The organism is Streptomyces sp. NPDC021622 (assembly GCF_040640795.1).
Taxonomy (GTDB): Bacteria; Actinomycetota; Actinomycetes; order Streptomycetales; family Streptomycetaceae; genus Streptomyces.
On the sequence record NZ_JBFACK010000005.1, the window covers coordinates 211,797 to 230,040 of the forward strand.

The 18,244-nt window shown below is 70.8% G+C and carries 16 protein-coding genes; 9 read left to right on the plus strand and 7 right to left on the minus strand.

Annotation, left to right across the window (positions count from 1 at the left end; all coding sequences use genetic code 11):
* Positions 1-8 precede the first annotated feature (8 nt).
* From AB0G47_RS11805 to AB0G47_RS11825, 5 genes are all read left to right on the plus strand, one after another.
* Positions 9-773 (plus strand): hypothetical protein, encoded by a 765-nt coding sequence (locus AB0G47_RS11805; protein WP_360767331.1) that lies wholly within the window; start codon positions 9-11, stop codon positions 771-773.
* Positions 770-2,071 carry a HAMP domain-containing sensor histidine kinase gene (locus tag AB0G47_RS11810; protein ID WP_360767334.1) on the plus strand — a complete coding sequence of 434 codons (1,302 nt, stop codon included), beginning with the start codon at positions 770-772 and terminating at the stop codon, positions 2,069-2,071. The genes AB0G47_RS11805 and AB0G47_RS11810 overlap by 4 nt, the downstream gene beginning before the upstream one ends.
* 126 nt (positions 2,072-2,197) lie before the next feature.
* Positions 2,198-2,557 (plus strand): SH3 domain-containing protein, encoded by a 360-nt coding sequence (locus AB0G47_RS11815; RefSeq protein ID WP_360767336.1) that lies wholly within the window; start codon positions 2,198-2,200, stop codon positions 2,555-2,557.
* Positions 2,558-2,620: 63 nt separating this feature from the next.
* A complete protein-coding gene (locus AB0G47_RS11820; protein ID WP_360767340.1) occupies positions 2,621-3,985 on the plus strand; it encodes an FtsW/RodA/SpoVE family cell cycle protein in 1,365 nt (454 codons plus the stop codon).
* The gene (locus AB0G47_RS11825; RefSeq protein ID WP_360767343.1) at positions 3,982-5,442 is read left to right on the plus strand and encodes a penicillin-binding transpeptidase domain-containing protein; all 1,461 of its coding nucleotides are present in this window, start codon (positions 3,982-3,984) and stop codon (positions 5,440-5,442) included. Before AB0G47_RS11820 ends, AB0G47_RS11825 begins: the two co-directional genes overlap by 4 nt.
* Before the next feature lie 15 nt (positions 5,443-5,457).
* Here AB0G47_RS11825 and AB0G47_RS11830 read toward each other — a convergent pair whose 3' ends face one another.
* The gene (locus tag AB0G47_RS11830; protein WP_360767346.1) at positions 5,458-7,473 is read right to left on the minus strand and encodes a nitrate- and nitrite sensing domain-containing protein; all 2,016 of its coding nucleotides are present in this window, start codon (positions 7,471-7,473) and stop codon (positions 5,458-5,460) included.
* A 106-nt stretch (positions 7,474-7,579) separates the two neighbouring features.
* Complete coding sequence (locus tag AB0G47_RS11835; protein WP_360767349.1) at positions 7,580-8,686, minus strand: ferritin-like domain-containing protein; 1,107 nt, start codon at positions 8,684-8,686, stop codon at positions 7,580-7,582.
* Between the two features lie 195 nt (positions 8,687-8,881).
* Between AB0G47_RS11835 and AB0G47_RS11840 the strand changes: the two genes are divergently transcribed.
* From AB0G47_RS11840 to AB0G47_RS11855, 4 genes are all read left to right on the plus strand, one after another.
* Positions 8,882-9,820 carry a diiron oxygenase gene (locus AB0G47_RS11840; protein WP_360767352.1) on the plus strand — a complete coding sequence of 313 codons (939 nt, stop codon included), beginning with the start codon at positions 8,882-8,884 and terminating at the stop codon, positions 9,818-9,820.
* Between the two features lie 46 nt (positions 9,821-9,866).
* The gene (locus AB0G47_RS11845; protein ID WP_360767354.1) at positions 9,867-10,595 is read left to right on the plus strand and encodes a helix-turn-helix domain-containing protein; all 729 of its coding nucleotides are present in this window, start codon (positions 9,867-9,869) and stop codon (positions 10,593-10,595) included.
* Positions 10,596-10,628: 33 nt separating this feature from the next.
* On the plus strand, positions 10,629-10,913 hold the full coding sequence (locus tag AB0G47_RS11850; RefSeq protein WP_360767357.1) for a hypothetical protein: 285 nt from the start codon (positions 10,629-10,631) through the stop codon (positions 10,911-10,913).
* A 155-nt stretch (positions 10,914-11,068) separates the two neighbouring features.
* On the plus strand, positions 11,069-12,214 hold the full coding sequence (locus AB0G47_RS11855; protein ID WP_360767360.1) for an NlpC/P60 family protein: 1,146 nt from the start codon (positions 11,069-11,071) through the stop codon (positions 12,212-12,214).
* 80 nt (positions 12,215-12,294) lie between these two features.
* On the opposite strand, the gene AB0G47_RS11860 is transcribed toward AB0G47_RS11855, so the two are convergent.
* The 5 genes from AB0G47_RS11860 to AB0G47_RS11880 are packed head-to-tail and all read right to left on the minus strand — an operon-like array spanning position 12,295 to position 17,898.
* Entirely contained in the window at positions 12,295-13,530 is a 1,236-nt protein-coding gene (locus AB0G47_RS11860) for a styrene monooxygenase/indole monooxygenase family protein (RefSeq protein ID WP_360767363.1), read from the minus strand.
* Positions 13,531-13,570: 40 nt separating this feature from the next.
* On the minus strand, positions 13,571-14,200 hold the full coding sequence (locus AB0G47_RS11865; RefSeq protein ID WP_360767366.1) for an ATP/GTP-binding protein: 630 nt from the start codon (positions 14,198-14,200) through the stop codon (positions 13,571-13,573).
* Positions 14,181-14,585, minus strand: coding sequence for a DUF742 domain-containing protein (locus AB0G47_RS11870; RefSeq protein ID WP_360767369.1), 405 nt, complete (start codon positions 14,583-14,585; stop codon positions 14,181-14,183). Before AB0G47_RS11870 ends, AB0G47_RS11865 begins: the two co-directional genes overlap by 20 nt.
* Positions 14,582-15,085 (minus strand): roadblock/LC7 domain-containing protein, encoded by a 504-nt coding sequence (locus AB0G47_RS11875; protein ID WP_360767371.1) that lies wholly within the window; start codon positions 15,083-15,085, stop codon positions 14,582-14,584. Before AB0G47_RS11875 ends, AB0G47_RS11870 begins: the two co-directional genes overlap by 4 nt.
* 8 nt (positions 15,086-15,093) lie before the next feature.
* Positions 15,094-17,898, minus strand: a complete 2,805-nt coding sequence (locus tag AB0G47_RS11880; RefSeq protein WP_360767999.1) for a nitrate- and nitrite sensing domain-containing protein — start codon at positions 17,896-17,898, stop codon at positions 15,094-15,096.
* Positions 17,899-18,244 lie beyond the last annotated feature (346 nt).

The following is an 18,244-nucleotide window of genomic DNA, read 5'->3' on the forward strand; positions in this document are numbered from 1 at the left end:
GGAGTGCTGTGAACCGGAGCCGTCTCGCGCTCGTCGCCGCCCTCAGCCTGTCCGCGGTTCTGCTGGCCGGCGGCTGCGGCGACCCCGGCGACCTGCGCAGCGCGGGCCCGACGCCCACCGCCGACGGCCCCGTCCACCTGTGGCCGAAGCTGCCGCCCCCGTCGGCGCCCGCCGAGGACTACGGCGTCATAGAGAGCCTGCCGGTCAAGGGCGTCGCCGTACCGGGCGGAGATCTGCACAAGGTCGACCCGGTCACCGTCGCCCGGACCGACTTCGACAAGAACCCGGGTCTGTACAGCCGCTCCGACGACACCTACAAGGAGACCCTCGCCAAGCTCCGGACCTGCGGCCACGGCACCGGCGACTGCCCCGTGCTCAAGGCGTACTACCGCGATCTCACCGGCGACGGGAAGGACGACCTGATCGTCGGCATCCGGCTGGTCGAGGGGCACGACGAGAATCTGAACATCCGCGCCTACGCCCTGGAGAAGCGGCAGTTGACCCAGATCATGGAGACGGGCGACGCGGTGCTCGGCGTCGAGCTGGCCGGCCATGACGTGATCGTCCGCGCCGTCTCCAGCCAGCCGGGGTACGAGTACCGCACCGTCTGGTCCTGGGACTCCCACCAGAAGACGATGCTGCCGACCAGCGACGAGATCGTGCGGTCCGCTGACGCCCCGTCGCCGAAGCCCTCCAAGAAGCCGACGCCGAAGCCGACGGGGAGCCCGACCGAGAAGCCCGCCCCCACGCCGTCCCCGAGCGACTCCGCATGAGCCACGCGCAGCCGCGCGGGCCGCGGCTCCCCGCCTGGACGGCGACCCTCACCTGGAAGGCCGCGCTCTTCATCGCGGTCATGTGCTGCGCGCTCGCCGCGCTGCTCGGCGCGCTCGTCCATGTCTCGGTGACCAACCAGACCGTCGGCCAGGCCCGCGAGCGCGCCCTCACCCGCCTCGAGGACGTCACCAAGGCGTACGAGGCGGGCGACCGGCTCGGGCCGGGGGCGGGCGTCGACCCGCCCGGTCTTCCCGCGCGGCTGCGGGAGCTCGCGGCCGGCGGCGAGCGGGCCACGATGGTCGGCCCGCGCGACTCCCGGCCGACGATGTGGGCCGCGGGGCCCGCCGACGGCGGCCGTGCCATCGCCGTGGAGGTCGACTACGCCCAGGGCGCCCGCACCATCGACGGGCTCGACCGGGCGATCCTCGGCTCGTCGGTGCTCGCCATCGGGGCGACGCTCCTGGTCGGCGCGTTCGCCGTGACGCGGGTGACGCGGCGCCTGCACCAGACGGCGACGGTGGCGCGCCGGATCAGCGCGGGCGACCTGGACGCCCGGGTGGACGATCCGCGGACGCAGGAGCCGCAGCGGCATCAGGACGAGGTGGCGGCGGTCGCCGCCGCCCTCGACACGATGGCGTCGTCGCTGCAGGGCAAGCTGCAGAGCGAGCAGCGGTTCACCGCGGACGTCGCGCACGAGCTGCGCACCCCGCTGACCGGTCTGCACGCGGCGGCCGAGCTGCTGCCGCCGGGCCGGCCCACCGAGCTGGTGCGCGACCGGGTGGCCGCCCTGCGCACCCTCACCGAGGACCTCCTTGAGATCTCCCGGCTCGACGCGAAGAGCGAGCGGGTCGAGCTGGACGACCACCATCTCGCCCCACTGGCCGAGCGTGCCGTGCGGGGTTCGGGACTCGGGGCCGAGCTCGTCGTCGTACGCGATGTCTGTGTGCTGACCGACCGTCGGCGCCTGGAGCGGGTGCTCGGGAATCTGCTGGCCAACGCCGGCAAGTACGGGCGGCAGCCGGTCGTCGTGACCGTCGACGGGCCGGTCGTCTCGGTGCGCGATCACGGCGACGGTTACCCCGCCTACCTGGTGGAACACGGGCCGCAGCGGTTCCGCACGGAGGGGACCAGCAAGGGTCACGGGCTCGGTCTGACGATCGCTCTGGGGCAGGCGGCGGTCCTCGGCGCGAGCCTCACCTTCGCGAACGCGGTGGACGGCGGCGCGGTGGCGACGCTGACGCTGCCGTACGAGGAGTCCGACGCGACCTGCGCCAAGGGTGCCGACGGGACAGCCTGACGGGCGGTTTGACGGGCGGTCTGACGCCGCGTGACCTTTTGCGCACCCACCGTGCCACTTTTAGTGTGAATTGCGGCCTATGGCTATGGGTCGCCTTGGTCCCGTTCCACCGCTAGAGGAGGCCCCATGTCCCTTCGGCCCACCGCGACCCTCACCCGGCTCGGCATAGCCGCCGCCGGCGGCGCACTCGCCGCGCTCACCGTCACCGGCCCCGCCATCGCGGCCGACGGCGCGAACAACGATCACCCGCGCCTCTACAAGGGCCGCGTCACGGCCAAGTCGGGGCTGCTGCTCCGCACCGCCCCCACCCGCGGCAGTGCGGTGATCCGCAGCGAGCCGTACGGCGCGATCGTGCACATCTTCTGCAAGACGACCGGCGACACGGTGCACCACAACAACCGCTGGTATCTGCTCACCGACGGCACCTGGGCCTGGGGCGCCGCCCACTACATCAAGACCATCGGGCCATCTCCCCGCTGGTGCTGACGTATCGCAAGGGCACGGTGACATAAACGGACATTGGGGCCTATCGCTTGCTACGTTCCGGGCATGACCGGAACAACAGTGGGCTCGGCACCTCCCTCCGTACCCGCTGTTCGCGTCCCCCGGCGCCGTGGCACCGAATTCACCCTGATCGTCGTGGCCGTGCTGCTCTCGGTCTACGGCTACTGCGATGTCGGGCTCGCCAAGAACGGCACCGTCCCGCCCGGCGCCGCCGGTTACGGCGCCGGGCTCGGAGTGCTCGCGCTCCTCGCCCATCTCGCGGTCCGCTTCCGCGCGCCGTACGCCGATCCGCTGCTCCTTCCGATCGCCGTGCTGCTCAACGGTCTTGGTCTGGTGCTCATCTACCGGCTCGACCTGGAGACGCCGGGCGACGAGGCGGCGCCCACCCAACTCGTCTGGTCCACGGTCGGCGTGGCGCTCTTCATCGGCGTCGTCGTCTTCCTGCGCGACCACCGTGTGCTCCAGCGGTACGCGTACATCTCCGTCGTCGCCGCGCTGATCCTGATGATCGTGCCGATCTTCTTCCCGGCGGTGAACGGCGCCCGGATCTGGATCAGGATCGGCGGATTCTCCATCCAGCCCGGCGAGTTCGCGAAGATCCTGCTCGCGGTCTTCTTCGCCAGCTATCTGGCCGCCAACCGCAACGCGCTCGCCTACACCGGCCGCACCGTCTGGAAGCTGAAGCGGCTCCAGCTGCCGACCGGCCGGGTGCTCGGGCCGATCGTCGCGATCTGGCTGCTCAGCGTCGGGGTGCTCGTCCTCGAACGGGACCTCGGGACCTCGCTGCTCTTCTTCGGGCTCTTCGTGATCCTGCTGTACGTGGCCACCGGGCGCACCGGCTGGATCGCGGTCGGCCTGCTGCTCGCGGGGTTCGGCGCGTTCGCCGTCGGCTCGCTCGAACCCCATGTGCACAGCCGGGTCGAGGACTGGCTGCACCCCTTCGCCTCCATCGACGCGGGCGAGGGTCCCAATCAACTCGCCCAGTCCCTCTTCGCGTTCGCGGCCGGCGGGATGCTCGGCACCGGGCTCGGGGACGGGCACTCCATCCTCATCGGCTTCGCCGCGAAGTCCGACTTCATCCTGGCGACGGCCGGCGAGGAGCTCGGCCTCGCGGGGCTCACCGCGATCTTCCTGCTCTACGCCCTTCTGGTGGAGCGCGGCTTCCGTGCCGGGCTCGCGCTGCGGGACGCCTTCGGGCGGCTGCTCGCGGTGGGGCTCGCCTCGATCATCGCGCTCCAGGTGTTCGTGATCGCGGGCGGCGTGACCGGCCTGATCCCGCTGACCGGCATGGCGATGCCCTTCCTGGCACAGGGCGGCTCGTCGGTCGTCACCAACTGGATCATCGTGGCGCTGCTCATCCGGGTCAGCGACTCGGCCCGCAGCCAGCCCCTCCCCCAGGAGCCGTCGTGACCCGGTACATCCGCCATGCCGCGGCGTTCTGCGCGCTGCTCCTGATCGCCCTGCTCGTGAACGCGACCCGGGTGCAGATCGTGCAGTCCGACTCCCTGGACGGGAACCCCGCCAACCGCCGCCAGGCCATCACCCGGTTCGGCCAGCCGCGCGGCGACATCATGGTCGACGGCCGCGCGGTCACCGGCTCCAAGGACACCGGTGAGCAGCTGCGCTATGAACGGACGTACAAGAACGGCCCGTTGTACGCGCCGGTGACCGGCTACGCCTCGCAGGTCTACGGCACGACCCTGCTTGAGAACGCCGAGGACGACATCCTCTCCGGCACCGACCCGATGCTCGCCCCGCTGCCCTTCTGGAACGACATCAGCCGCGACCAGAACCCCGGCGGCAAGGTGCAGACGACGATCAAGGCGGCGGCGCAGCAGGCCGCGTACGCCGGTCTCGGCGGGAAGAAGGGCGCGGTCGCCGCCATCGAGCCGTCCACCGGGAAGATCCTCGCCCTGGTGAGCACGCCCTCGTACGATCCCGGGCGGCTCTCCGGGACCAGCTCGTCGGTGGCGAGGTCCTGGGCGGCGCTGAACAACAGCGCCGCCAAACCGATGCTGAACCGCGCGATCCGCCAGACGTACCCGCCCGGTTCGACGTTCAAGGTGGTGACGGCCGCGGCGGCCCTGGACTCGGGCACGGTCACGGACCTGGACGCCGCCACCAAGTCCCCCAGCCCCTACAGGCTGCCCGGAACCACCACGAAGCTGACGAACGAGGTCGAGGGCTGTAAGAACGCGACCCTCCGGTACGCCTTCGCATGGTCCTGCAACACGGTCTTCGCCAAGCTCGGCGCGGACACGGGCCTGGCCGACATGGTGGGCACGGCGCGGAACTTCGGCTTCAACGACACCGGCCTGAAGATCCCCTCCTCCGTCGCGGCCAGCAACTTCGACACGTCCATGGACCAGGCGCAGCTCGCGCTCTCCTCCATCGGCCAGTACGACACACGGGCCACGCCCCTGCAGATGGCGATGGTCTCGGCGGCCGTGGCCAACGGCGGCTCGGTCGAGGCCCCTTACCTGGTGGACCGGACGACCACCGACGACGGCGACGTGGTGAACACCCACGGCACCCAGACCCTCCGGCGGGCGATGAACCCCGCCACGGCGATGCAGCTGCGGGAGCTGATGACCGACGTCGTCGAGGAGGGCACCGGCTCGAACGCGGCGATCCCCGGCGTGGCGGTCGGCGGCAAGACGGGCACGGCCCAGCACGGCATCGACAACTCCGGGACGCCGTATGCCTGGTTCATCTCCTGGGCGCAGAGGTCCGGCGAGGCACAGCCGTCGGTTGCGGTGGCGGTGGTGGTGGAGGACGCGGCGGCGGACCGCGGGGACATCAGCGGGGGCGGCAGCGCGGCGCCGATCGCGAAGGCGGTGATGGAGGCCGTCCTGGACGGGTCGTAGTCGTCATGCGGGAACTCACCCGGGTACGTGGGCCGCGGCGGGTTGCTGCCGCGGCTCCTGGAGGAGCGCGGCGGGCAGCGCCACGTACGCGGTGATGCCGGAGCCCTCGGTGGGGCGGAGCTCGACGTGGGCGCCGAGGCGGGCCGCGAGGGTGCCGACGACGTAGTGGCCGAGGAACCGGGTTGGCGCGATGAGGAAGGGCTCGCGGCCCGAGAGGCGGGCGTTGGAGCGGGTGAGGTTCTCCTCCGTCATGCCGATGCCGCGGTCGACGACGGCCAGGCAGTACTCGGTGCCGTCGCGCCAGCCGTAGATCTCCACGGGGTTCAGGGGCGGGCTGAACACCAGGGCGTTCTCGATGAGTTCGGCGAGGAGATGGGAGACCTCGGCGACGGCGTGCCCGCGGATGCGGCCGCCCTCGACCTCCACGGTGCGCACCCGCTGGTACTGCTCGACCTCCGCGACCGCCGACTGCACGACCTCGCTCACGGCGACGGTGCCGGGCCAGGCGCGGGGCGGGCTCTCTTCGCCGGCGAGGACGAGGAGGGACTCGGCGTTGCGGCGCATCCGTGTGGCGAGGTGGTCGAGTTCGAAGAGTTCGGCCAGGGCGTCGGGGTCGAGTTCCTGGCTCTCCAGGGTGGTGATGAGGCCCAGCTGGCGGCCGAGCAGGGCCTGGTTGCGGCGGCCGAGGCTGGCGAGGGACTCGGTGCTGTTGCGGCGCAGGACGGCCTGTTCGCCGGCGAGGTCGGTGGCGGTGCGTTCGACGTTGGCGAGGGCGGTGGCGAGACGGGTGATCTCCCGTGCGCTGCCGGGGCGTTGGGGTTCGTCCACGGCCTTGCGGGTGATCTCGTCGTCCGGCTCGGCCTCCTGGATACGCCGTACGGCGGCGGGCAGCCGGCTGCCCGCGACGGCGTCGGCCTCATCGGCGAGGGCGCCGAGCGGCCGGGTGATGGAGCGCGCGGAGAACAGGGCGAGCGCGGTGGCGACGGCGAGGATGAGCCCGCCGAGGGCGACGAAGCCGACGAGCTGGCGGGTGGCCGCGGAGCCGCTGTCGGCGGCGTGGGTGCGGACGTCGTCGCCGACCTGGCGCTGTACGTCGTGCAGGTCGTCGACGAGGGTGGTCATCGCGGTCCACCAGCGGGCGGGGTCGACATCGAGGGCGGAGCGGTCGGCGCCGCCCTCGGCGCGCTTCTCGTAGGCGGAGACGCGCCGGGCGGCGTCGGTCTTGAAGACGCGGTCGAGGGCGGACTTCTGCTCGGGCGCGGCGAGTTCGGCGTACTGGCGCAGGGCGGCGAGGCGCGTGGCGCGCAGTTCGGTGAAGTCCAGGTACTCGCCGGTGCGGAAGCGGCCCGCGGCGAACACGCCGTTGAGGGAGCCGCGTTCGAGGGCGACAGCTTCGGTGGCGCGGCCCAGGGATTGCAGGGCTCCGGTGCCGTCGGTGACGCGGCGGTCGGTGGCGGAGGCCGTGCGGGCCGGGGCGGACGGGACGTCCAGGAGCGCGGTGACGGCTTCGGTGTAGAAGGCGAGGGTGCGGGAGCGGCTCGCGGTGCCGTCGTCGACGTCGCTGCGGGTGGTGGTGAGGGTGGCGAGCGAGAGGAGGGCGTCCTGAACAGCTGCGGCGGTGGACTTCGCGTCATCGGCGCTCTCTTCCGAGAGCATCGCTCTCAGTTCGGAGCGGGCGTCGTCGGTACGCTTCCGCTGCGCGGCCACGTCGTCGCGGTACTGCCGGGCGCCGCCCAACAGGCCGTTGGTGAGGCCGCGTTCGCGCTGCAGCTCGCGGACCAGGTCCTGCGCGCGCAGCAGGACGGCGACCTGGTCGCCGGTCTCCCGGGCGGCGGACCAGTCCCCCGCGCGATCGGCGACACCGAGTCCGGTGAGCGCGAGCAGCAGGCAGGTCGGCACGGCGAGCACCACGGCCACCCGGCCGCGGATGCTGCCCCAGCCCGGCAGGGCGCGGGCGGCCAGGGTGTGGAGTCGGAGGGTCCGGGCGGTGAGTCCGGCGCGGTCGGGCCGGTGGGCTGCGTTCCCCGTCATGCCAGGCGACGGTAGAGAGCCCCTGTCCGGCCTACGGTTTCGCGGCCGTAAGACGTCGGTTCCCAGGCCCTCACGCGGTGGCCGCGGCGGCGGTGAGGGTGGGACGTCAGCCCGTCTCGCCGGACGCGATCGCGTCCGCCACCTCCGCGACCCGCTCGCCCTCCTCGGCCGCGAAGCGTTCCGCGTCCAGCTTCTCCGCGATCTCCTCGTCCTGCGCCATCAGCTGGTCGAGGTTGGCGTTGCCCATCTCGAAGACGCCCATGTCGACGTACGCCTCCTGCAGCCGCTTGCCCCACAGGCCGATGTCCTTGACGCACGGCACGATGCGGCTGAAGAGCAACTGCCGGAAGAGGGCGAGGAATTCGGAGTTCTCGCTGCACTCCTCGGCTTCCGCCTTGGGGATGCCGAAGTTCTCCAGGACCTCGACTCCGCGCAGCCGGTCCCGCATCAAGTAGCAGCCCTCGATGACGAAGTCCTCGCGCTCGCGGCGTTCGGCGTCGGTGAGCTGCTTGTAGTAGTCGCGAAGGGCCATCCGTCCGAAGGCCACGTGCCGGGCCTCGTCCTGCATCACGTACGCCAGGATCTGCTTGGGCAGGGGCTTGTCCGTGGTGTCGCGGATCATGCCGAACGCGGCGAGCGCGAGGCCCTCGATGAGGACCTGCATCCCCAGATACGGCATGTCCCAGCGGGAGTCGCGCAGGGTGTCGCCGAGCAGCGCCTTGAGGTTGTCGTTGATGGGATAGAGCATCCCGATCTTCTCGTGCAGGAAGCGGCCGTAGATCTCCGCGTGCCGCGCCTCGTCCATGGTCTGGGTCGCGGAGTAGAACTTCGCGTCCAGGTCGGGGACGGACTCCACGATGCGGGCCGCGCACACCATCGCGCCCTGCTCGCCGTGCAGGAACTGGCTGAACTGCCAGGAGGCGTAGTGCTTGCGCAGCTCGCCCCGGTCGCGCTCGGTCATCTTGTCCCAGTGGCGGGTGCCGTACAGCGACATCGACTCGTCGGGGGTGCCGAGCGGGTCGAGCGGGTCGACCTCCAGGTCCCAGGCGATGCGCTTGGCGCCGTCCCACTGCTTGTCCTTGCCCTTCTGGTAGAGGGCGAGGAGGCGCTCGCGACCCTCGTCATACTCCCAGCTGAAGCGGGCCGCGCCCTTCGCCGGTATCTGCCAGACGGTGTCGTCCGGGGCATGCGTGTACAGCTCGTACGTGGACACTGACGGCTCCTAGGGATGGCCTTGGAAAACCTCGTGGCGCCTTGCACTCGTCCCCGCTTTGCAGGCTCACACGGCCGCTGACGCCGGGTCAACAAGTCGTGCGAGAGGGATTGACGGCCTTGCTGACAGGCAGTCTCATAAGTCGTGACCGCCGGTAACTGTGACGCGAGACGACGACGAGACAGGGACACAGGCATGACGACCATGACGGAGGACGCGGCACTCGAAGGACTGCGGGACGCGCTGGGCCTGCTCAAGGACCGGGAGCAGGTGGCCGAGCGGCTGCTCGACTCTTCCGCCAAGCACTCCTTCGACCCCGACAAGGAGCTCGACTGGGCGGCGCCCTTCGAGGAGGGCAAGTGGTTCTGGCCGCCGGAGCTGCTGTCCTTGTACGACACCCCGATATGGCGGCGGATGAGCGAGGCGCAGCGCATCGCGCTCTCCCAGCACGAGGCGGCCGCCCTTGCCTCCCTGGGCATCTGGTTCGAACTGATCCTGATGCAGCTCCTCGTACGCCACATCTACGACAAGCCGGCGACGAGCGCGCATGTGCGCTACGCACTCACGGAGATCGAGGACGAGTGCCGGCACTCGAAGATGTTCGCGCGCCTGATCACCCGCGGGGACACCCCGTACTACCCGGTCAGCACGGTCCACCGGAACCTCGGCCGTCTCTTCAAAACGATCTCCACGACGCCCGGCTCGTTCACGGCAACGCTGCTCGGCGAGGAGATCCTCGACTGGATGCAGCGACTCACGTTCCCCGACGAGCGGGTCCAGACCCTGGTCCGCGGTGTCACCCGGATCCACGTCGTGGAGGAGGCACGCCATGTGCGGTACGCCCGTGAGGAGCTGCGCCGCCAGATGGTGACCGCCCCGCGCTGGTCCCAGGAGTTCACCCGCCTGACGTCGGGCGAGTTCGCCCGGATCTTCTCCATCGCCTTCATCAACCCCGAGGTGTACACGAACGTCGGCCTGGACAAGCGCGAGGCCATGGCCCAGGTGAAGGCGAGCGGCCACCGCCGCGAGGTGATGCAGACGGGGGCCAGGCGTCTTACCGACTTCCTGGACGAGATCGGGGTCCTTCGGGGCGCGGGGCGCCGGCTGTGGAAGAGCTCGGGGCTGCTTGCCTGAGGCTGTTTCGGGGCGCTTGTTCGAAAGGGCGGATACGCTGCGGGGCATGACCTCGCCTGCTCCCACCCGCGCGTACCGGCGCCTCAGCGTCGAGGAGCGGCGGCGGCAACTGCTCGAAGCCGCCCTGTCCCTCTTCGCGGTGCGCGCGCCGGACGAGGTCTCCCTCGACGACGTGGCGGAGGCGGCCGGGGTGTCCCGGCCGCTGGTCTACCGCTACTTCCCGGGCGGCAAGCAGCAGCTGTACGAGGCGGCGCTCCGCTCGGCGGCCGACGATCTCGAGCAGTGCTTCGCCGAACCGCCGGACGGCCCCCTCACCCGGCGCCTGGGCAACGCGCTCGACCGCTATCTCGCCTTCGTCGACCAGCACGACGCGGGGTTCAGCGCGCTGCTCCAGGGCGGCAGCGTCGTGGAGACCTCGCGTACGACGGCCATCGTGGACGGGGTGCGCAGGGCCGCCGCCGAGCACATACTCGCCCACCTGGAGGTCGCTGGGGCTTCGGGCCCGCGCCTTCGGATGACCGTCCGGATGTGGATCACCTCGGTCGAGGCGGCGTCGCTGATCTGGCTCGACGAGGAGAAGCGGCCGCCGCTGGACGAGCTGCGGGACTGGCTCGTCGAGCAGTTCATGGCGGTGCTCGTGGCCGCGGCGGGCCGTGACCCGCAGACCGCGGAGGCGGTACGGGCCGCGCTCGCCCTGGAGACGGCGGAGGGCCCCGCCGGTTCGCTCGCGCGCCGGGTCCTGCCCGTGGTGAGCGACGCGGCGCACCTGCTGTGAGCGGACGCCGGGGCCGGCTGTGACACTGGTCCGGTGAAGAGCGAAGACACCCCCTTCGTGGGTGGCCCCCTGGACGGCCGCGTCCTGCCCATCCTGCTCGGCCCCACCGGCCACCCGCCCAAGGTGTACCGCGTCCCGGTCCCGGACGAGGCGGGCGGCGAGCCGACGGTGCTCGTGTACCGCCGCGTGGCCAAGGCCGCGGGGAAGCGGCTCGGACTCCACCCGGGCTGGATGTACGAGTACGACCCGGAGGGCGACAAGCCCGGGTCGGGCCTGAAGTGGCCGTGGTCAAAGCCGGAGCGCAAGCCGGAGGAGTGACTCGGGAGCGGGCAGGCAAGAGCGCCGCGCCGCGACTCCCTGGACGAGTGACCCGATTCCACCAACCCGCCCACGGCCCGGAGGCGGCCCCTGCCGGACCGGTCGATGCTCACGGTGCGGGGCGGAATGGCCGCCGCCGCGCCGGAGGTGATGGCATGTCAGGCAGGCTGCTGCGATGGGTCTGTACGGGTACGGCGGTAGGAGCACTGCTGACCGCGACACCCCCTGCATACGCCGCCCCGGACCCGGACGAGACAGACGAGCGCCCCGTCTCCGTCCTCCTGACGGACCTTCAGGACCTCTACCAGAAGGCGGAGGAGGCCACGGAGAAGTACAACGCGACCGAGGAGAAGCTCAAGGAACAGCGCGCCGAGGTCACCCGCCTCAACCGCGGCCTGGCCAAGGCGCGGACTTCGGTGCGCGACAGCAGGGGCGACGCGGGACGTTTCGCCCGCCAGCAGTACCAGGGCACAGGCACCACGGAGTTCTCCCCCTACGTACGCCTCCTCCTGGCGCGCGATCCGCAACAGGCGCTTGACCAGGGCCATGTGATCGGCCGGGTCGCGGCGGAACGGGCGGCGACGGTGAAACGGCTTGTCGGGGGCGAGAAGAAGGCGGCGGAGCTGGCAGCAACGGCGAAGCGGGCCTACGAGTCCCAAGTCGCCCTGGCCGCACGCCAGAAGAAGGCACGGGACACGGTCGAGGGCCAACTCAAAGACGTCGAGGAACTGCTCGCCGCTCTCACCCCGAAGCAGCTGGCAGAGCTTGCGAAGGCGGAGGAGTCGGGAACGGCAGAGGCCCAGCGCAAGTTCATGGCATCCGGAGCCCTGGGCGGTCCTGCGTCGGCGAAGGCACCATCCCGACGCGGGAACTCGGCCCTCGACTACGCGGTCCGCCAGATCGGCAAACCGTACAAGTGGGGCGCGGAGGGCCCCAAGTCGTACGACTGCTCGGGACTGACATCGGAGGCATGGGCGGCAGCAGGCAAGGAAATCCCGCGCACATCACAGGAACAGTGGGCGGAACTCCCCCACGTCCCCCTGCGAAAGCTCCGCCCCGGCGACTTGATCGTCTACTTCCCCAAGGCCACGCATATCGCCATGTACCTGGGCGACGGCATGATCATCCAGGCCCCCCGCCCGGGTTCAAAGGTCAAGGTCTCCCCCATCGCATCGAACCCCATCCTGGGCGCGGTCCGCCCGGACCCGGCCTCGAAGGCCATGCGGGACTACACCCCGCCGAAGCTGCCGCGCGGGGCGAGGGAGGGGAGCGATGCGGGGGTGGCTACCGCTCGGCCTTGATGACAGCGGGGGCGGGGGCTTTGCCGGGCCGGTGGTGGTGTTCGTACCGGGGCCGCGCCACCAAAGCCCCCCGCCAGGGGCTACTCACCCGCCAACGAGGCCAGGTACGCCCCCGTCTTCTCCGGCTCATAGAAGAAGTTCTCGAAGTCCGCCGGGTCGTTGAAGCCGTTCGCGAAACGATCCGCCGCCGGCTGCAACTGCCCCGCCGCGCCGATCAGGTTCAGGATGTGCTCCGGCGGCGGCGCCAGCATCGCGTTCGTCCACTTGGTGACGTGCTGCGCCGTCTCCCAGTAGCGGTCGAACGTGGCCTGCATCCACGCCTCGTCGAACTCCTTCTCACCGTTCTCGATGATCGAGGCAAGGTACGAAGCGGCGCACTTGGACGCCGAGTTGGAGCCCTGCCCCGTGATCGGGTCGTTGGCCACGACCACGTCGGCGACACCGAGGACCAGACCGCCACCCGGCAGCCGCCCGATCGGCTTGCGCACGGTCGGGGCGTACCGCCCGCTCAACGTGCCGCCCGCATCCGTCAGTTCGACCTTCGTCGCCCGCGCGTACTCCCACGGCGTGAACTTCTCAAGGAGTTCGAGGGTCAGCGCGAGGTGTTCCGACGGGTCCTTGACGCCCTGGAAGACATCCAGCGGGCCGCCCGGAATGCCCTCCCAGAAGAGGATGTCAGCGCGCCCGGACGTCGTCAGCGTCGGCATGACGAAGAGTTCACCGACCCCCGGCACCAGGTTGCACCGCACCGCCTCGAACTCGGGGTGCTCGGGGCGCGGGCCCATCCCGTGGACGTACGCGACAGCAAGGGCCCGCTGCGGGGTGTCGTAGGGAGAGCGCGAGGCGTCCCGCTCGAACATCGAGACCAGCTCGCCCTTGCCCGCCGAGACGAGCACCAGGTCGTACGTGCGCGAGAAGTAGTCGAGGTCCGAGACCGCCGCGCCGTGAATGACCAGCTGGCCGCCCCGCTGCGCGAACGTCTCCATCCAGCCCGCCATCTTCACGCGCTGGTCGACGGACTGGGCGTACCCGTCCAGCTTGCCGACCCAGTCGATGACACGGGAGGATTCGGGCCCTGCGACCGAGACGCCGAGGCCCTCGATCTTGGGGGCCTGGGACTCCCAGAAGTTGGCCTGGATGTCGCGCTCGTGCTGCAGCGCCGTGTCGAACATGCACTGCGTGGACATGACACGGCCGGACCTGACCTCGTCCGCCGTGCGGTTGGACATCAGGGTGACCTCGTACCCCTGCGACTGGAGTCCGAGGGCGATCTGGAGCCCGGCCTGACCGGCTCCGACGACAAGTATCTTCCGCATGCGGCTGCTTCTCCTACGTACTGACTGACCAGCAAGAAAGTTATTCGGGGGTCGCCTCAAGGGCGTGGCCGACCAGGGCGAGCAGTGACTCGATCACCGATATCCGCTGCCGCGCGTCCATGATCAGCACCGGTATGTGCCGCGGGATCGTCAGCGCCTCACGGACGTCCGCGGCCTCGAACTCCTCGGTGCCGTCGAAGTGGTTGACGGCCACTATGTACGGGAGCCCGCAGCTCTCGAAGTAGTCGAGCGCCGGGAAGCAGTCGGGCAGGCGGCGGGTGTCCGCGAGGACCACCGCGCCGATCGCGCCGCGCACCAGGTCGTCCCACATGAACCAGAAGCGCTGCTGCCCCGGCGTACCGAAGAGATAGAGCACCAGGTCGTCGTCGAGCGTGATCCGGCCGAAGTCCATCGCGACCGTGGTCGTGGTCTTGTCCGGGGTCGACGTCAGGTCGTCGGTGTCCTCGCTCGCCTGCGTCATCAGCGCCTCCGTCTGGAGGGGCGTGATCTCGGAGACCGCGGTGACCAGGGTCGTCTTGCCGACGCCGAAGCCGCCCGCCACGACGATCTTCGTCGCGATCGGGGCACGGGTGCGGTCCGTCTGCCAGGCCTGCAGGTTTTCGTCCGGGTCGGGGCCCGGGTGCCGGAGTTCAGAGACGGCGGAGTCCACTGAGCACCCTTTCGAGCAGTGCGCGGTCCGGCTGTCCCGGGCCGTGGCCCGTTCCGTACACGCGGATCTTTCCCTGGTCTGCGAGGTCGCTGAGCAGTACGCGGACCACGCCGAGCGGCATCTTGAGGAGCGCGGCGATCTCCGCGACCGTACGCATCCGGCGGCAGATCTCGACGATGGCCCGCAGCTCCGGCATGACACGGGCGGTGACGTTGCCCTGCGGCAGTTCGCGACGCTCCTCAGGAGCGTCGAGCGCGGCCACAAACGTCTCGACGAGCAGGACGTGGCCGAAGCGGGTGCGGCCGCCGGTCAAGGAGTACGGGCGTACTCGGGCGGGTTTGCGGAGGCCGACCCGTTGGGGCAGCTTGCCGGGCTTACTGCTCATCGGACGCTCTCCATCGACTGGCGCAGCTCACTGCGGAGTTCGGGGGTGAGGACATGCCCGGCACGGCCGACGAAGAGCGCCATGTGGTACGCGACGACGCTCATGTCGCAGTCCGGGGTCGCGTGCACGCCGAGCAGCGAGCCGTCGCTGATCGACATGACGAAGAGGCTGCCCTCCTCCATCGCGACGACGGTCTGTTTGACCGCGCCCGCGTCCATCAGCTTGGCGGCGCCGATGCAGAGCGAGCCGAGACCGGAGACGATGGTGGCGAGGTCGGCGCTCGACCCTCTGGGGCCTGCACTGTTGTCCACCGCCTCCGCGTTGTTGCGCGCGGGGTCGGAGGAGAGGAGGAGCAGCCCGTCGGAGGAGACCACCGCGACCGACAGCAGACCTTGCACCTCCTCGACGAGATTCGTCAGCAGCCAGTGCAGGTTGCGGGCTTCGCTGCTCAGGCCGAACTCGGTGGCGGTGCCACCGGCGGGCGAACTGGGCGAGCGCATGGGCGCAGTCAACTACTTGCCTCCTCGACTGATTCCCCCATGTTTTCGGTCTCTTCATTACGTTCGTTCAGCTCGGCCTCTACGTCGCGACGGCCGCTGATTGCTCCCTGGTGGAAGCCCCCGAGACGCTTGCGCAGCGCTTCGGCGTCGACGGAGCCACTGCGCGCCTTGGGCACGGTGGACTCGGGCGCGGTGATCTTCGGCGTGCGCTTGGGCAGCCCCTTGTCGGTGACCCGCTCCCACTTGGGTCCGGCGGGAGCCTCGGCCTCGTCGCCTTGCTGTGGGCAGGCGTCCCGCAGGGCGAGTGGGGTCTCCCCTGCTCGAGCGAAGCCGAGAGCTTGGGGAAGGGTGGGCACAGCCCCAGCTTCGGGGTCGTCAGGCACCTCCGGAGGGGCAAGCTCCGGAGTCGTCTCAGCCGAAACCGCGGGTACAGCCTCAGCCTCCTGTACAGCCACCTCAGCGGCAGCGATCAGCGGATCCGCACCAGAGGATCGCCCCGGCAGCACGTTGGAGTTGGCCTCGGCCTCCGAGCCAGGGAGGTGCACAACAGGCGCCGCCCCGGCAACGGGAACCCCCACCGGCGGCGGCGCCGCAACAGCCGGCGCCGCCGCGAGGATCGACTTGGGCAGCACGACGACAGCGGCGACACCCCCCTGCTTCTGCTCGCGCAGGCGAACCCGCGCCCCGTGCCGCGCGGCGAGCCGCGCCACGACGTACAGACCGAGCCCGAGCCCGTCCCCGCTCTCCTGGTCGTACGCGTCGTCGGGACGGAACTCCGCGAGACGGGAGTTGAGCTCCGTCATCCGGTCGGGGGTGACCCCTATGCCCTCGTCCTGCACGGAGAGCATGACCTCGCCGCTCTCCAGGAGCCATCCGGAGACCTCGACGGAGGCGTCCGGCGGCGAGAACGACGTCGCGTTCTCAAGGAGCTCGGCGACCAGGTGACTGATGTCGTCCGCGGCGAAGCCCGCGACATGCGCGTGCGGCGGCAGCGTGGCGATGCGCACCCGCTCGTACCGCTCGATCTCGGAGACGGCGGCGCGTACGACGTCGACGAGCGGCACCGGACCGGGGTGCTGGTGGCCGTGCTCGGCGCCGGCCAGGACCAGCAGGTTCTCGCTGTGGCGGCGCATGACCGTGGCGAAGTGGTCGAGCTTGAAGAGCGTGGCGAGGCGGTCGGGGTCCTGCTCGCGGTCTTCCAGGTTCTCGATGACGGCGAGCTGGCGCTCGACCAGGCCGAGCGTGCGAAGGGCGAGGTTCACGAACGTGCCGTGGATGGACTGCCGCACCCGCTCCAAGTGGGCGGATGCCTCGGCCAGTTCACCGCGGAGCTTCTCGCGCTCGTCGGCCATGGACGTGCGCTGCCCGATGAGGTGCTTGCGGTCCGCTTCGAGGGTGGTCAGCCGCTCGGTGAGGGCGGCCGCATGGCCGTGCAGCGCGTTGACGGACCGCACGACCTGGGCGAACTCGTCGTCGCGGCCGGTGAAGCGGATGGGTTCCTGCGGCGCGGGCTCGGTGGCGAGGCGGGCGGAGCCCAGGCGCAGGACGGCGAGCGGCCGGGTGAGCGTGCGGGCCATCGCCATGGTGACGCCGACGGCGACGAGCAGCGTGACGCCGATGAGCGCGACGCGGATCTCCAGGGCCGTGACGTCGTCGTCGCGCAGCTGGGCGAGGTCCTTGGTGCGCTTGACGGTGAGCGAGGACTCGGCGCCGCGCATCATCTCGATGCGTGCGGAGAGCGCGGCGTCGATCTTCTTGCTGTCGTAGCGGAGCTCGGCGGTGGAGAGCGTGGGCTGGTCGGTGAGCCGGGAGAGATACTTCTCGGCCGTGGTGACCTCGGTGCCCGTGACCGTCGAGTCGTACGTCGCGCGGGCGCGTTCCGTGGCCGTGTCCCGGAAGTCCGCGACGGCGGCCTGCTCGCGGACGTCGGCGCGCTGGGCGGCGGCGCTCAGCGCGTTGCGGGTCTTGCTGCCGGCGGATGACTCGTCGACGACCGTGGTGGGCAGGCCGGTGACCGGGTCGAGGGTGGTGCTCGTCTCCGTGGTGCGGGGGACGGCGAGGGCGGCGAGGAGCAGGCCGCGGGTGGCGGCGGCCTGTTCGACGGCGTGGTCGAGGTCGGCGAGCGCATAGCCGCCGGAGCCCGCGCGGGGCGGTGTCTGCTCGGCGAGTTCGCGGGTCAGGGCGTGCAGTTCGGTGATGACGTCCGAGTACGCCGTGTGCGCTTCGAGAGCACTGCTCTTGCCGGTGAGCGCCGCTCTGCGTACGGCGGCGATGTCGGCGAGGTCGCGGCGCAGACCGGCCGGGGCGTCCGCCGAGCGCAACTCGTCGATCTGCCGGTCGACGCGGGCGCTGCGGCTCTCGGAGAGCCCCTTGCCCCCCTTCGGGCGGCCCGCGGCGATGTACGAGGTGACCTCGTCGCGCTCGTCGGCGAGGGAGTGGCTCAGCGAGACGGCCTGCTGAGTGCGCTCCGCGAGGGTCACAAGGTCCTGCGCGTCGCTCAGTTGCCCGGAAGCGGCCACGACGGCGGGCGCTCCGGCCCCGGCGATCGCGGCGGCCACGACGGCGACGGCGACGATGAGCCGGTTGCGTACGCGTGCGGTGGGCTTGGAGTTGACGGGTTTCGCGGGCTGCGCGGCGTCCCCGTCGGCGCTCTTCGCACCGTCAGGAACCGTCGCACCGGGGGTCTGCCCGCTCGCCGCGGGCTCTCCCGCCGTGGGCTCGGGCGAGCGCTCGCGCGCCTGCTCCGTAGGGGTGCTCGCGCCCGGCGTGGCCCCGTCAGAGGCCGTCTGCTTGCCTTTGCGCCGAGGCCGCATCTTCTGCACCGGTGCTCGCATTCTTGTTTTTCGTCTGCCCATGGGCCCGGGTGACAATCCGTCAATGAGCGCGCCCCCGGTACGGATCCTGACCCTGTCAGTGCCGATGAGTGGCGGACGCGCATCGCCTGCCTGGCCACCCGAAGGAGTGAACATCGGCGGGGAGTTGGCGAGCAAGTCCCGAGTTGAATCAAATGCTCCCGCCACGGTGCGCCGGTTGGACGTCGCCCGCAGGCTTTGGCAAGATGCGCGGCCACACGCCGCCGGAAGCGATCATTCCGACTGAAATCCGGCGCCTGACCTGCTGGTCCGGGCCAATCCACGGCCACTTGCGACCCCTTGGTGA

Excerpts from the sequence above, each read along its gene's own strand:
- AB0G47_RS11810 (WP_360767334.1), top strand. The coding sequence starts at position 770 with ATGAGCCACGCGCAGCCGCGCGGGCCGCGGCTCCCCGCCTGGACGGCG.
- AB0G47_RS11815 (WP_360767336.1), top strand. The coding sequence starts at position 2,198 with ATGTCCCTTCGGCCCACCGCGACCCTCACCCGGCTCGGCATAGCCGCC.
- AB0G47_RS11820 (WP_360767340.1), top strand. The coding sequence starts at position 2,621 with ATGACCGGAACAACAGTGGGCTCGGCACCTCCCTCCGTACCCGCTGTT.
- AB0G47_RS11830 (WP_360767346.1), bottom strand. The coding sequence starts at position 7,473 with ATGACGGGGAACGCAGCCCACCGGCCCGACCGCGCCGGACTCACCGCC.
- AB0G47_RS11840 (WP_360767352.1), top strand. The coding sequence starts at position 8,882 with ATGACGACCATGACGGAGGACGCGGCACTCGAAGGACTGCGGGACGCG.
- AB0G47_RS11845 (WP_360767354.1), top strand. The coding sequence starts at position 9,867 with ATGACCTCGCCTGCTCCCACCCGCGCGTACCGGCGCCTCAGCGTCGAG.
- AB0G47_RS11855 (WP_360767360.1), top strand. The coding sequence starts at position 11,069 with ATGTCAGGCAGGCTGCTGCGATGGGTCTGTACGGGTACGGCGGTAGGA.
- AB0G47_RS11860 (WP_360767363.1), bottom strand. The coding sequence starts at position 13,530 with ATGCGGAAGATACTTGTCGTCGGAGCCGGTCAGGCCGGGCTCCAGATC.
- AB0G47_RS11870 (WP_360767369.1), bottom strand. The coding sequence starts at position 14,585 with ATGAGCAGTAAGCCCGGCAAGCTGCCCCAACGGGTCGGCCTCCGCAAA.
- AB0G47_RS11875 (WP_360767371.1), bottom strand. The coding sequence starts at position 15,085 with ATGCGCTCGCCCAGTTCGCCCGCCGGTGGCACCGCCACCGAGTTCGGC.
- AB0G47_RS11880 (WP_360767999.1), bottom strand. The coding sequence starts at position 17,898 with ATGCGGCCTCGGCGCAAAGGCAAGCAGACGGCCTCTGACGGGGCCACG.